The organism is Streptococcus sp. M334 (assembly GCF_000187745.1).
In the GTDB taxonomy this organism is placed as follows: Bacteria; Bacillota; Bacilli; order Lactobacillales; family Streptococcaceae; genus Streptococcus.
This window is the reverse complement of record NZ_GL732486.1, coordinates 315,737-329,250: the sequence shown is the minus strand read 5'-3', so window position 1 is coordinate 329,250 and position 13,514 is coordinate 315,737. Positions and strand designations below refer to the sequence as shown.

16 protein-coding genes are annotated in these 13,514 nt (G+C 37.5%); 4 read left to right on the top strand and 12 right to left on the bottom strand.

The genetic code is table 11. The features are described from left to right. Positions 1 to 183 precede the first annotated feature (183 nt). Entirely contained in the window at positions 184 to 951 is a 768-nt protein-coding gene (locus HMPREF0851_RS06185; protein ID WP_000917572.1) for a DeoR/GlpR family DNA-binding transcription regulator, read from the top strand. Between the two features lie 39 nt (positions 952 to 990). Here HMPREF0851_RS06185 and lacG read toward each other — a convergent pair whose 3' ends face one another. The 8 genes from lacG to HMPREF0851_RS06150 form a co-directional block, all read right to left on the bottom strand. After that, positions 991 to 2,397, bottom strand: coding sequence for a 6-phospho-beta-galactosidase (gene lacG, locus HMPREF0851_RS06180; RefSeq protein WP_000169281.1), 1,407 nt, complete (start codon positions 2,395 to 2,397; stop codon positions 991 to 993). 338 nt (positions 2,398 to 2,735) lie between these two features. Then, the gene (locus tag HMPREF0851_RS06175) at positions 2,736 to 4,427 is read right to left on the bottom strand and encodes a lactose-specific PTS transporter subunit EIIC (RefSeq protein WP_001037323.1); all 1,692 of its coding nucleotides are present in this window, start codon (positions 4,425 to 4,427) and stop codon (positions 2,736 to 2,738) included. Continuing rightward, entirely contained in the window at positions 4,427 to 4,744 is a 318-nt protein-coding gene (locus HMPREF0851_RS06170; RefSeq protein WP_001078329.1) for a PTS lactose/cellobiose transporter subunit IIA, read from the bottom strand. The genes HMPREF0851_RS06175 and HMPREF0851_RS06170 overlap by 1 nt, the downstream gene beginning before the upstream one ends. 35 nt (positions 4,745 to 4,779) lie before the next feature. Beyond that, entirely contained in the window at positions 4,780 to 5,616 is an 837-nt protein-coding gene (locus HMPREF0851_RS06165) for a PRD domain-containing protein (RefSeq protein WP_000285706.1), read from the bottom strand. 304 nt (positions 5,617 to 5,920) lie between these two features. Beyond that, entirely contained in the window at positions 5,921 to 6,643 is a 723-nt protein-coding gene (locus HMPREF0851_RS06160) for a class I SAM-dependent methyltransferase (RefSeq protein WP_000379364.1), read from the bottom strand. Continuing rightward, a complete protein-coding gene (locus HMPREF0851_RS15515; protein WP_232196992.1) occupies positions 6,621 to 7,196 on the bottom strand; it encodes a methyltransferase domain-containing protein in 576 nt (191 codons plus the stop codon). The genes HMPREF0851_RS06160 and HMPREF0851_RS15515 overlap by 23 nt, the downstream gene beginning before the upstream one ends. Continuing rightward, positions 7,145 to 7,324, bottom strand: coding sequence for a hypothetical protein (locus tag HMPREF0851_RS16395; protein ID WP_156790863.1), 180 nt, complete (start codon positions 7,322 to 7,324; stop codon positions 7,145 to 7,147). Before HMPREF0851_RS16395 ends, HMPREF0851_RS15515 begins: the two co-directional genes overlap by 52 nt. A 3-nt stretch (positions 7,325 to 7,327) precedes the next feature. Continuing rightward, on the bottom strand, positions 7,328 to 8,242 hold the full coding sequence (locus HMPREF0851_RS06150; RefSeq protein ID WP_000820331.1) for a DMT family transporter: 915 nt from the start codon (positions 8,240 to 8,242) through the stop codon (positions 7,328 to 7,330). A 195-nt stretch (positions 8,243 to 8,437) separates the two neighbouring features. Here HMPREF0851_RS06150 and HMPREF0851_RS06145 point away from each other — a divergent pair, with 195 nt between their 5' ends. The 3 genes from HMPREF0851_RS06145 to lacB (HMPREF0851_RS06135) all read left to right on the top strand — a co-directional run bounded on the left by HMPREF0851_RS06145 (position 8,438) and on the right by lacB (HMPREF0851_RS06135) (position 10,025). Continuing rightward, entirely contained in the window at positions 8,438 to 8,914 is a 477-nt protein-coding gene (locus tag HMPREF0851_RS06145; protein ID WP_001239966.1) for an RrF2 family transcriptional regulator, read from the top strand. 152 nt (positions 8,915 to 9,066) lie between these two features. Continuing rightward, a complete protein-coding gene (gene lacA, locus HMPREF0851_RS06140; protein WP_000864628.1) occupies positions 9,067 to 9,495 on the top strand; it encodes a galactose-6-phosphate isomerase subunit LacA in 429 nt (142 codons plus the stop codon). A gap of 11 nt (positions 9,496 to 9,506) precedes the next feature. After that, positions 9,507 to 10,025 (top strand): galactose-6-phosphate isomerase subunit LacB, encoded by a 519-nt coding sequence (gene lacB, locus HMPREF0851_RS06135; RefSeq protein ID WP_000684752.1) that lies wholly within the window; start codon positions 9,507 to 9,509, stop codon positions 10,023 to 10,025. Positions 10,026 to 10,347: 322 nt separating this feature from the next. Here lacB (HMPREF0851_RS06135) and lacD read toward each other — a convergent pair whose 3' ends face one another. From lacD to lacA (HMPREF0851_RS06115), 4 genes are all read right to left on the bottom strand, one after another. Next, positions 10,348 to 11,328: a tagatose-bisphosphate aldolase gene (gene lacD / locus HMPREF0851_RS06130; protein WP_001229139.1), complete on the bottom strand. Its 981-nt coding sequence runs from the start codon at positions 11,326 to 11,328 to the stop codon at positions 10,348 to 10,350. Position 11,329: 1 nt separating this feature from the next. Continuing rightward, positions 11,330 to 12,259, bottom strand: coding sequence for a tagatose-6-phosphate kinase (locus tag HMPREF0851_RS06125; RefSeq protein WP_000604249.1), 930 nt, complete (start codon positions 12,257 to 12,259; stop codon positions 11,330 to 11,332). A gap of 10 nt (positions 12,260 to 12,269) precedes the next feature. Continuing rightward, positions 12,270 to 12,785, bottom strand: a complete 516-nt coding sequence (lacB, locus tag HMPREF0851_RS06120; protein WP_001216913.1) for a galactose-6-phosphate isomerase subunit LacB — start codon at positions 12,783 to 12,785, stop codon at positions 12,270 to 12,272. 254 nt (positions 12,786 to 13,039) lie between these two features. Continuing rightward, positions 13,040 to 13,465 (bottom strand): galactose-6-phosphate isomerase subunit LacA, encoded by a 426-nt coding sequence (gene lacA / locus HMPREF0851_RS06115; RefSeq protein ID WP_000029277.1) that lies wholly within the window; start codon positions 13,463 to 13,465, stop codon positions 13,040 to 13,042. Between the last annotated feature and the right edge of the window lie 49 nt (positions 13,466 to 13,514).

Below are 13,514 nucleotides of genomic sequence, written 5' to 3'. Positions count from 1 at the left end.
TAATTCCCGTAAGTTTTAGCTAGAACTTTTATGAGTCCCATATCACTCTCCTTCGATGATTTCAGCCTCTTTTCGGCTTGTTTAAAACAACCATGATATTTTTGTTTTTGTTTTCTTTTGTTTTTTAAATTGATTGATTGAACACTTTATGATAAAATAGTAATAGAAATAGAGGTGATAAGGATGTTAAAGCAGGAAAAACTAGATAATATTCTAGAAACGGTAAATACAAAGGGAACTATTACTGTAAAAGAAATCATGGCTCGCTTGGATGTATCAGATATGACTGCTAGACGCTACTTGCAAGAGTTGGCAGACAAGGATCTACTTGTTCGGGTTCACGGTGGAGCTGAGAAAATTCGCACAGGTTCTATTTTAAATAATGAACGTTCCAATATTGAAAAACAAAGCTTACAGATTGCAGAAAAACAAGAAATTAGTCGTTTTGCAGGCCATTTAATTGATGAGGGTGAAACTATTTTTATCGGCCCAGGAACAACATTGGAATCTTTTGCTCGTGAACTTCCAATTGATAATATTCGTGTTGTAACAAACAGTTTACCAGTCTTTCTCATCCTAAACGAACGAAAACTAACAGATTTGATTTTAATTGGTGGAAACTACCGCTCTATCACTGGGGCCTTTGTGGGAACACTAACCTTGCAAAACCTAGCCAATCTCCAATTTTCTAAAGCTTTCGTTAGCTGTAATGGTATTAAGGACAATGCGATTGCGACCTTTAGTGAAGAGGAAGGTGAATCTCAACGCATCGCCCTCAATAATTCCAATAAAAAATACTTACTAGCTGACAATAGTAAGTTCAATAAATTTGATTTTTATACCTTCTACAATATCTCTGATATTGATACCATCGTTTCAGATTCTAAACTGAGCAAAGAAACGTTTGAACAACTTTCAAAACAAACAAAAATTATTCTTTCTAAACCATAAAACTATCCCCACCGATTGGTGGGGATTTTTATCTACAGATCAGTCTATAATCTGACTTTCCGCTACTTTCTTGTACCAGTGAGCTGATTTCTTCGGATAACGTTCTTGAGTTTCAAAGTCTACATAGAAGAGACCGTAACGTTTCTCATAACCATTTGACCATGAGAAGACATCCATTAATGACCAAATGAAGTAACCTTTTACATTAGCTCCATCTGCAATAGCATCAGACAAGACTTCCAAGTGTTGTTTGACATAATCAATACGTCCATCATCGTAAACAGTATTATCAACGAACTCGTCTTTGTATCCGAGACCATTTTCAGTGATGTAAATCTTCTTGTAGTTAGGATAATCTTTCTTCACACGCATGATTTGGTCATACAAACCTTGAGGGTAGATAATCCAATCCCAGTCCGTACGTGGTACATAGTCTGGAGCTACACGGCGACCAACACCTTTGATTTGGTACTTCGAGCTTCCTTTCTCACCCTTACCGTTATGGATGATTTCAGTTTCTCCATCAAAGGCTTCCATCCAGTCACTCATATAGTAGTTGATGCCTAGAAAATCATTCAAGTCTTTTGCAGCTTCTAATACTGTAAAATCTTCTTCACGAAGATCCAAGCTACCACCATTGACTGATAAGATATGGTTAACACCTTCCATCGTTTCAGCTGAATAGCGGCCTAGATAAGTTGCATCCAAGATAAATTTATTGTGAATGATATCTTCCAACTCTGCTGCACGAACATCTGCTGGATTTTTAGGATCCAAAGGATACTTGGTTGGCAGTGCGTGAACAACACCAATTTCACCTTTATAACCTTTATCTTTATATAGCTTGACTGCGCGTGCATGAGACACCATCATATTGTGGTGCGATTGGAAGACTTTGGCAAGGTCGTACTGAATACCTGGAGGGAATTTACCAACCAAGTATTGACCATCACCAATTGGTCCAATTTCATTGAATGTTGTCCAATAGTTTACTTCTGGAAATTCTTCAAAACAGAAGGCAGCGTAGTCTACAAAGTGTTCAATATTTTCACGGTTTAAGAAGTCGCCATTTGAGTGGAGAGCTTCTGGCGTGTCAAAGTGATGAAGAGTTACAAAGGGCTCAACATGACGTTTGTGGCACTCGGCAAATAAATTATGATAAAACTCAACACCTTTCTGATTTACTTGACCATAACCAGTCGGGAAAATACGTGACCAGGCAATAGAAATTCGAATACCATTGACACCATACTCTTCTGCTAGCTTGAGGTCAACTGGATATCGATTGTAAAAATCACTGGCTGGTTCTGCAGTGTACCAGTAGTTATCTTCAAGATATTTATCCCAAGCAACTGGTCCTTTTCCATCAGTATGTGTAGCACCTTCTGCTTGATAAGCAGCTGTTGCTCCACCGAAAATAAAGTCTTTTGGAAGTGTTTTTGTCATTTTTTTCACCTATTTCTTGATTTAAATAAAGTAAAAGTGAGAGGAGAGGAGTCAGTGAGCCATCCTTCTCCATCTCACTTCTTGTACCAAGTCACCGAATTGTGACATGAGAAGGTAAAAACGATGTCTTTTTACCGACGAATTAACAAGGCGATTAGGAAATTCGCCATAGCGATTTCCGTAACGAGAGGAAACTATTTCAGAGTCCCTATTATTAATCGAATTGTGACATGAGGAGGTAAAAACGATGTCTTTTTACCGACGAATTAACAAGGCGATTAGGAAATTCGCCATAGCGATTTCCGTAACGAGAGGAGACTGTTTCACAGTCCCTATCGTTAATCGAATTGCGCTTGTACAAATGCAAGAGCACCTTTTCCATCACGGGTTAATTTGATGTATTGAGCGCCTTCTGTCTTGGCAAGTTTAATACCGAGTTTATCTGTTTCTGCTTTCATATCTTCAAAGTTTGAAGCAACTTGAGGGGCAAGGATAACCAAATCAAACTCTGGCAACATTTCACGGTGAGCACCATAGCCACCTGCTGCTGCTTTCACAGGGACATTGTATTCTGCAGCTGCCTTGTTCAAAGCATTTGCAAGGAGACCACTTGTACCTCCACCTGCACAGAGAACGAGGACATTTGTTTCTTCAGTGATGGTATTTTGTGCTGTATCGACACCCGCTTTTTCAAGAATAGCATCCGCTTTTGCAGTGTTGAAGTTTGCAGCAACTTTTTCTTTCAATTCATCATTAGACTTACCTGAACGTTCTTCTTCAAGAATTTGTTCATCATAGACCTTAAGGAATGGATAGTAAATGACAACGTCAACCACAATTAGAAGGGCAGCAAGAATGAATGATAGAACTTGGAAGTTAGTACCAAGAACTAGACCTAGTGGAGCTGGGGTTGTCCATGGTAGATTAGCAGTAAATGAATTCATTCCAAGAGTTTCAATGAAGAATTTAAAGATCCAAACGTTTGCGATAGGAGCAAAGATAAATGGAATGAAGAAGATTGGGTTCAATACAAGCGGTGCACCAAACAAGATTGGTTCATTTACACCAAAGAAGGTTGGAACTACTGAAGCACGTCCGATTGCACGGTTACGTTTTGATTTTGTTAACCACATGAACATGAATGGAACAACCAGTGTCGCACCAGTACCACCCATGGTAACGATAAACATTTGTGTACCAGAAGTAAGAATCTTGTCAGCGTGCATACCTTGTTGGAGAAGGTTCAAGTTGACTTCGGCATTGGCATAGGTAATAGCTGCGATAGCAGGTTCAACGATAGATGGACCATGGATACCAACAAACCAGAAGAAGGCAAAGGCACCAAAGATAATGGTGATACCTAGATAACCATCAGCAGCAGAGAATAATGGTGCAAAGAATTTACCGATTGATTCAGCTACGCTTGCACCCACAAAATGACGTGCTAGTAAATCAAGAGCATAAAGAGAAACAACAGATAGAGTGAATGGAATCACATCTTTAAAGACTTGTGAGATATTGGGTGGAACTTCGTCAGGCATACGAATAGTGACGTTGTTCTTAACACAAACCTTATAGATGGCTACAGTAACAAAGGCAGCAAGGAAGGCTGAAAGCAAACCTTTTGTCCCCAAGAATCCAGTAGCTAGACCATTTTCGATAGGATCAGCTGCCAACATCAACAAACCAACAATTGCTGCCAACAATGTTGACATATAGTTGATTTGATTGGTTTTCTCCATGCTACGGTTTACTGAGTCGGTCAATGACTTAGCTGTTGTACCAGCTACCAAGAGAGCCAGAATACCCATAGAATAGCTGTAAGGTTTCATCAGAAAAGCTACAACTTCATCAGACCATTTAAAGCCCCATGAGTTTGGTACAAAGGCGATTAAGATAAAGATACTTGAGAAGAGAATAACAGGCATACCTGCAATGAAACCATCACGAATAGCACGAAGATAGATATTACGAGATAGTTTCTCAAAGAAAGGCTTTCCTTTCTCAATAAATGCAATTAATTTGTTCATTACTTAACTCCTCTCTTGTAGAGTTCAATTAAATGATGCATCAAATCTTTTAACAAGATAGTTGTCATCAAGTGGTCTTGGCCATGCATCATGGTTACACTATACGCTAAGTCCTCACCAGAAGCTTCCTTAGTTAATAGACTTGTTTGCGCGTGGTGAGCCTCTGCAATACAGCTACCAGCTTCCTCTACCAAAGTGTCCGCTTTCGCAAAATCACCAGCTTCAGCAGCCTTTAAAGCTTCCAATAGTTTTGAACGAGCATCGCCAGCATAGGCTACGATTTCAAAACCTAACAATGTTACTTCTTCTCTATTCATGATAGAATTCTCCTTATATAGTTTTAAATAAATTTTTATGACAATAAACGTTGGATATGTAGAACTAGATAAACACGTTCACTTTTATACAAATCAAGACCCGTATGTTGCGTAATCACATCGTATATCTTGGAACCAATTTCAAACGCTCTTGGATAGGATTGTTTGACATGGTCTTCCATATCCAGAAGTGATTGGTTATCATCTCTAGATCTGTCTAAATAATCCAAGAAATAATTCAAATGAATCATAAAGCGATCATAGAAATGATTATTCTCTTTGGTTCGTTGAATTGCATAGTCCTTTAGCACTTCTTCAACATTCTTGAGAATTTCTTTCCTTTTATCAATCGACTCAACCATTTGGACTTCATTCTCACCCTCAGCATTGATGAAATGATAAGCAATCCGAATAATTTCGTCCTCAGGAAAATGATCCGCTAGCTTCTGACGGTAAATTTCAAAAGCTTCATTTGCGATTTGAAAAGCGACAGGATACTTAGTGGAAATATCTGGCAGATTGCTATCCTTGTACCTTTCTTGTGCTAGAGCTTGATAAGAACAGTAAACATGGTCTGTCAACGTTACGTAAAGATATTCTTGAATCGGATAATGATATTTCTTTGAAAGCTTATCAATAATCTCATAGGTCACTGTGATAAAATCAAGCGGAACATCTTTGAGAAGAGCTATAAAGTTTTCTCTGGACTCTTCGGTCTTCATCCGAAAGATTTTCTCAACCTGATGTTCAGCAATCAAATCTCCCTTCTTCTTTCCAAATGCAATCCCCTTACCAATTACAATCACTTCTTCTCCTTTATCATTTCTGACAAGCGAGACATTGTGATTCATTGGATTTAGAATTCGATACATGTCAACCTCCTTTTATATCTTAAAGGTATATGAGTACAAAAAATGACCACAAATGAACTAGAAAATCATCCGATTTCTAATTCACCTGTGATCATGCCTAATATTACTTAGTAACACTCACCTTGTATTAACTTGTGATTTAAGTATAGCACAAGTAAGTTATTTTGTAAACCCTTACGAAGAACTTTTTTATTTTTTTGAGTATTCTTTTATCAAAAAATAAAATCATAAACAAAATTAAGAAAACAAGTGTTTATAATTCAGAAAATTTCATCTCAATTCAAAAACAAGTGTACTAATAACTCTATATTTTTTTGAACGCTCCAAACCAAAATCCATTATTCCTAATAAATAACTCATCACCAAAAGCTCTAGTATGTTTTGAACCGATTTCTAATTTTACAAGACGCATAGGAGCCAATAATTCAATTAACTCACTTTCTGTATAAACTCTTTCTAACATTGAATCTAGTTTTCTACGTATATAACCTTTTTCTAGTAAAGAATTATCAGGAATTGCATCTCGGAAAATTCCATCTTTCCGTGGACAATAAAAATAATACATTCCTCCTGCTTTCAACACCCTTTTCACCTCTGAAAAATAGTTTTGTCTATCTTTTTCATCAACTATAAATGTAATCGCAGACATTATATCAAATATAGAATCGAAATGGTTGTCAGGAAAATCTAAACCTTTACCTACATCTGTCTGTGTTATATGACAATTAAATTGTGGAAATGACTTAGTCAATAATTGTTTTGCACTATCAGCGGCCTCCTTTGTTAAATCTACACCACAATAAGTATCAGCATAATGATTTTCAATTAAATAGTAAAGATTCCTTCCAAAACCACAACCAACTTCTAATACCCTGCACTCATCGTTTTGAGTAACGATTTGATTTCTCAAAGAAAAAATCTTTTGAACTGCATCATTAGGAACTAAGCGTGTCTCTGTTTTTGATGATTGGGCATGTAATTCTTCCCATTTCTTGTGATTATCTTCATTTAAAACAAATGTATCCATTGAACTCTCCATATCTCATTATCGTTTCTACATGATGAAATCCAGCACTCTTTAACATTTCTTTATTTTCAGCATGAGTGTGGTTAATCATAACTCCCTCCAAGCTCAATTGCTTAGATAGAATTTCTTCTGGACTAAATCCATGTTCTTGCTTGAATTTAATATAATTGGAAACTATCAATTTATTTACCTTAGGATCTGTCATGATTTCTTTCTCAAATAGAATAAACGCTCCACCTTCAACTAAAGATTCATATATTTTTGATAAAATCTTTATTCTCTTGTCTGGAAGAATAAACTGAAGGAAATAATAGCTAATAATTAAATCGCTGGGTTCTAACCTGGCTTCCTCCACGGAGCTTGTTATGAATTCAAGCTCAGGAAATTTCGATTGTGCTACCTGATTCATTTCTGGAATCTCTTCTATCCCGATAAAACGAACTTCTTTTTTAGACTTGTGACGCTGGTATAATTTACCAATCAGATTACCCGTTGCAGAGCCTAGCTCATAACATAAGGAATGGTCACGAATAAAAAATCGCTTAGATGACAAACAAGGTCATGTCCTTCATCATATAAAGGAATGGATTGTCTAACATGCTCATCAAAATGTTGAGCTACACCATTACCAAAACTCCATTGTGTTCCATTTTGAATAACAATATCATTTCCAACTTCCATAGACTACTCCTCTTCTCCCTTGACTTTCCAGTTTACTAATACCAATGCTAACACAACCATCGAACCCCCAAGAACCAAATTCAATGTAAACGGCTCATGTAAGCCCATAATAGAAAAGATAGTTGAAAATACTGGAACTAAAAACAAGAAACTGCTAGCTACTGTTGCTCCCCTTTGTCCTAGACTATAAAACCACAGTCCAAACGAACCAACAGACGCAGGAATAATTAACCATATAAACCAAACCCAGCCCCAAAATCCTAAATTTAGAAAGTTATAACTTTCATGCACAGGTATTGAGAATAAGTAAAGGAATACCCCACCTAATAACAATTGCCAAGCTGTAAATATCCATGGACCGTTATCAAAAGGAATTTTCTTGGTGACAACTGTATTGATTGACCAACAGAATGAACCAAGTAAAGCAAACAAAGCACCTAAACTAAACGCAGATACATCTAGTCCAATACAAGTAACAACTCCAGCCACACCTAATACTAAGGCACTTATCTTCTGAATAGTCAATGTATCTTTTAACAAAAAATGTGCTAAGAAAGCTAACCAAAGAGGATTCGTAAATAAGATAATGGAAGACATCGATGACGACACATCATGAGCTAGGGCAAGATTAAGAAATCCCATGGTTCCAGCTGTCTGTAAGAGCCCGATAGTCACAACCAATATAAACCCCTTTATCTTGCTACCTTGACTTTTAGGGATGATAGTCCCTCCCTTGCCAAATAAAAACGATAATACCAACATCACTAACCCAGCAATAATAAATCGAACACCCCCAAGTAATAATGGAGGAGTCTTTTCAACTACTATGAGATATTTCCCAGTTGGAAAAGACGACCCCATAAAAAGTGTGGTAAGTAATATAGAAATCAAAAAAATAAAATTTGAACCTCGTTTCATTTCTTTCCCCTTCTTTCAAAAGATATTGATGATATTTTTTGTCTTTTATTCTACTCTTTTAAAAATGAATGTCAAGAGATTTATCAAAAAATTCCAAGATTATTTTTTTAAACTCCTATGTATTGAGAAAAAAACAAAAAAAGGCTATACTGGTAATTGTGGATAATGATTATCTTTTTATATGGAGGTACAAACATGCGATTGTCATCAGGTTGGGAACAGTCAGTCTATGTCTTACTCATGTTAAATCAGCTCCCTGAAGGAAAGTATATCAATACAATTTCCTTGAGTGAACGGCTAGAAGTTTCAGATTCTTATTTGAAAAAAATTATAAAACTATTAGACAACGAAGGATTGGTTAAATCCGTTAGAGGGAAAAATGGAGGCGTTGCTCTTTCTAAACCCCTCAGCCAAATCACCTTTTACGATGTATTTGTCGCTATAGAAGGAAAAAATCGAATCTTTGAAAGTCAAAATCTTCTAAAAAAATTCTTAGGCAACAAGGAAAGTAAAAAGGCTAAAAGATGCGTCGTAACCAACTCTCTTGATATTATTGAAAATACTTTAGTTGCAACCCTGACTTCTATTACACTCAGCCAAGTAGCCCATCAATCTGAGATTAACTATGATTTAACCGATATCAGAAATTGGATCAATAAATGCCAAAACTAGCTGAAGAAAAAATTCTTCAACTAGTTTTTATAAATCCTTGACAAATAATTTTACAAAGACTATACTATATTTGAAGATATAATGTATCTTCTATATCGCCAACGATGATATTTCATTGCATGCTTTTGGATAGCTAAAGAAAGAAGGTTCTTATGAAAGTTATTTTAGCTACTGACCAAGATGGTTTCCAACTGAAAGAAACCGTCAAACACTATCTGCTTCATTCTGGTTATGAAGTAATTGACCTCAACTCTACACAAGGTTCTGCGGATTTCGTTGATTCTACTATCAATGCTATTACAGAGTTTAGAAAATATAAGCAAGCTCGTGCTATTCTTTTTGACAAGTTTGGACATTCTTTTATGCCTGCTAATAAGTTTAAAGGTATTATCTGCGCCGCTGTTTACGATGAACACTCTGCCATGATGACTATTCGACACAATTCTACTCCAATCATTACAATTGGTTCTGGAATTACAGGTGATATTTTAGCAGTTGAAATAGTCAAAGCCTTTCTTGAACACAACTATGATGCTGGTCGTCACCAAGTTCGTATTGATATGCTGAACAAGCTCTGCTAGGAGGTATTCCCATGAAAATTGCTCTCGGTTGTGATCACATTGTAACAGATGTGAAGATGAAGATTTCAAAACACCTAAAAGAACAAGGTCATGAAATCATTGATGTTGGTACTTATGATTTCGTCCGTACTCACTATCCTATTTATGGTCGCTTAATTGCAGAGGAGGTCGTCAATGGACGGGCTGACTTTGGAGTCGCCCTTTGCGGTACAGGTGTTGGAATTGCTGTATCTGCTGATAAAGTTCCTGGAACTCGAGTTGTACTTGTCGGAGATGTTGCGACTGCTCGTTCCGCTCGTGAAAATCTCAATGCTAATATTGTTGCTTTCGGTGGTGCAATCCTAGGTATCAATTTCATTAACAACATTGTAGATGAATTTATCAATACCAAGTACAAACCAAGTCCTGAAAAAGAGGAATTGATTGCGAAAATTGATAAACTATCTGAAGTGAGCCCAGATGTAGCTGCCAATGATCATATCTTCGATGAAGAGAATGCCAAGTGGAATCGTGGAGAATATCACGATTAACTTGTATTCCGCCTTCTATATTTTATCTAATACTCAATGAAAATCAAAGAGCAAACTAGAAAGCTAGCCGCAGGCTGCTCAAAGCACTGCTTTGAGGTTATAGATAGAACTGACGAAGTCAGCTCAAAACACTGTTTTGAGGTTGTAGATAGAACTGACGAAGTCAGTAACCATACCTACGATAAGGCGACGCTAACGTGGTTTGAAGAGATTTTCGAAGAGTATAACCTTGAGGATAACTATCTCAAGGTTATTTTTACGTCATCAAAAAAGTCTAGAGATATTTCTATCCCTAGACTAAATTTTTTTCGCAATTTGAGTGCTACACGCGTTCTTTCCATGAAGTTGCTGTTGTTTGAAGAACTTTATTGAGTTCGTCAATGTTTTCAAATCCTGTTGTGCGAAGCCATTCGCGAGCTGCTGCTTCACCATCTTTGATGTATGCTTCAACTGATCCAGCCCATGTTGCACGGCCACAAAGAACTCCGTTAAAGTTTGCACCTGATTCATGAGCAAATACAAGAGTATCTTGGAAGAGTTTAGCTGATACACCAGCACTCAAGTAGATGTATGGCAAGTTAGTTGCTTCATCTTGAGCTTTGAAAAAGGCTGCTGCTTCTTCACGTGTATAAACTACTTCACCTTCAGCGAAGCCTTCAACATATTTAATGTTAACAGGAACTTCTACTTTCAAGACATCAATGTTAAAGCGTGGGTCTGAGAAGACTTTCATAGCACCGATAACTTTGTGTGGTTTTACTTTAGCGTATTCTACAGAACCTGCGTCAGCAATTTTTTCATCGTAAGCAAGAATTTCAAGGAAGAATGGGATATCTTCAGCCACACATTCAGAACCGATACGTTCGATGTAAGCTTGTTTTTCTTGGTTGAGTTCGTCTGAGCTATCTACATCATAGTAAAGCAAGAATTTAACTGCATCTGCACCTTCTTCTTTAATACGTTTTGCAGACCAAACATCCAAGCAGTCTGGCAAGCGTTTTGTGCTTGTTGTGTCATAACCTGTTTTTTCATAAGCAAGAAGGAGACCAGCTTTTTCATCAAGAGCTTTAGTTGCTGGAAGTCCATACTCAGGGTCAAGAAGCATAGATGAAGCGTATTTAGTCAATTCATCTGCTACCAAGACTTTCAGTTCTTCCATTTGAGCCACAGTTGGTTCTTCTGTTTGGTGTTGAGCCATGAGGCGTTTCAAAGCACCACGTTGGTCAAATGCAAGAGCTGAGATGATACCATTTTCATCAGAAAGTTTTTCTAAGCGTACACGTTTTTGTTCTGTTAAAGCCATTTTATACCTCTTTTACTATTAATTGATCATATAGAGCTTGATAATTGGCCATGTTGACATGACCAGTCATTTTTTCTTGAGCATTGAGCATACCAAGGACATTTGCCTTGATGAGTAATTCTGCATCCGATTCTTTGTTAAGAAGTCCTGAAGAAATTCCTGCCACAGTAGAGTCTCCAGATCCGACAGGGTTGACTACCTGAATTCTAGGAATATCTACCTTGTAGAAAGTGTCACCATGTTTGGCAAAAGCACCGTTGGCACCAAGTGAAACGATAATCCATTCAATACCTGCAAACAAAGGTTCTTGAAGGACTTCTTTTAATTCATCCAAATCCTCAGAAACTTCTCTTCCTAGAAGCTGAGACAATTCCTCATTATTTGGTTTGATGACTGTTGGTTTATGTGGTGATTCAAGAACCGCCTGAAGTGCTACACCAGAGCAGTCCAAGACAACAGGCTTGCCAGCTTGATTAGCAAGTTTTACCAAGCTAGCATAGTAATCAACTGGAAGGCCAGCTGGCAGACTACCTGAGATAGCTACTACTTCAACTGAGTCCAAGAGTTTTTTGAAATGTTCCAAAAAGTCTTGACCTTCCTGTTCCAATACTTCAGGACCTTTTTCAAGGACTTCTGTTTGGTTGTCTCCGTGGAGAATAGCGATACAGTTCCGAGTTTCTCCCTGAATTGAGAAGAAATCTTTCTTTACTTGATCATCGATATGTTCAACCAAAAACTCACCAAGTTTGCCACCCACTAAACCAGTAGCAAGAACAGGATCTCCAAATTCTGAAAGTACTCGGGTAACATTGAGTCCCTTACCACCAGCCGTTTTGGTTACATCCACCACACGATTGACAGTATCAATCTTCAACTCATCCAAAGGATAGGAAATATCAATGGATGGGTTCATTGTGACTGTTAAAATCATAGGTCACCTCTTAGTCGTGGTATTCTCCGCGATCCCATTTTTCAAGGAATTCAGTGAAGAAGTTTGCGTCTGTTTGTTGAGCATTGTGACTTTCAACGTGTTCAATTTTCGCAATCAATTTTTTGTTTTCTTCAGATGGTTTGTATTCAGCATGGATGAAAGCTTCGATGATATCACACATGAGCAATTCACCAGTAATCTTACCACCAAAACCAATAACGTTAGCGTTCAATTGCTCTTTAGCATAAAGGGCTGTTGTCATATCACGAACCAAGGCAGAACGAACACCTGGGACTTTATTTACAGCGTTGTTGATACCAACACCAGTACCACAGATACATACCCCAAGATCAGCTTGACCGCTAGTTACAGCTTCCCCTACTTTTTTACCAAAGATTGGGTAGTGAGTACGTGTATGGTCATATGTACCAAAGTCAATGACTTCATATCCTTTTGATTTCAAAAATTCTGAAACCGCCATTTTTTCATCTGTTACGATGTGGTCACATCCAATTGCAATTCTCATTAGTTATTCCCTCCGATTAATTATATAAATCTAATATCATTTATCCCTACTCAAGAAAAATCAAGATTAGCTTATACTCAATCAAAATCAAAGAGCAAACTAGGAAGCGAGCCGCAGGCTGTACTTGAGTACGACAAGGCGAAGCTGACGTGGTTTGAATTTGATTTTCGAAGAGTATTAGGAAGCGAGCTGCGAGCATAACTGAAGTTAGCTAAAGTGAGCTGACAACAGATTATCTTGATTTTTGAAGAGTATTAGCACATTTTGTTCAACATATCGACCCTAATTTGGTGACGTCCACCATCGTATTTACCGTTAACAAATCCTTTAGCGATGTTTTTAGCCAATTCATCACCAACAAGTTGTGCACCCATAGTGATCATACGTGAGTTGTTGTGACCACGAGTCATATAAGCTGAACGTTCGTCAGATACTTCTGCAGCAACCATTCCTTTGATCTTAGTTGCGACCATAAATGGACCAGCTCCATAAGCATCAATCACGATACCAAGGTTTTGTTCTTCTTTGTTTACTTCTGCAGCAACAGCAAGAGTTACATCAACAAAGTCTTGACCTTCAGCTGTAACATCCACAACGTGGAAGTTTTCTTTTTCCAAGAAGTCTTTCACAACTTCTTTCAATCTCAAACCTGCAGCATCTGCACCGATAACAATAGACATATTGTATACTCCTTTTTATTTTTTCTAGGCTAGTAAAACCTTTTACAGT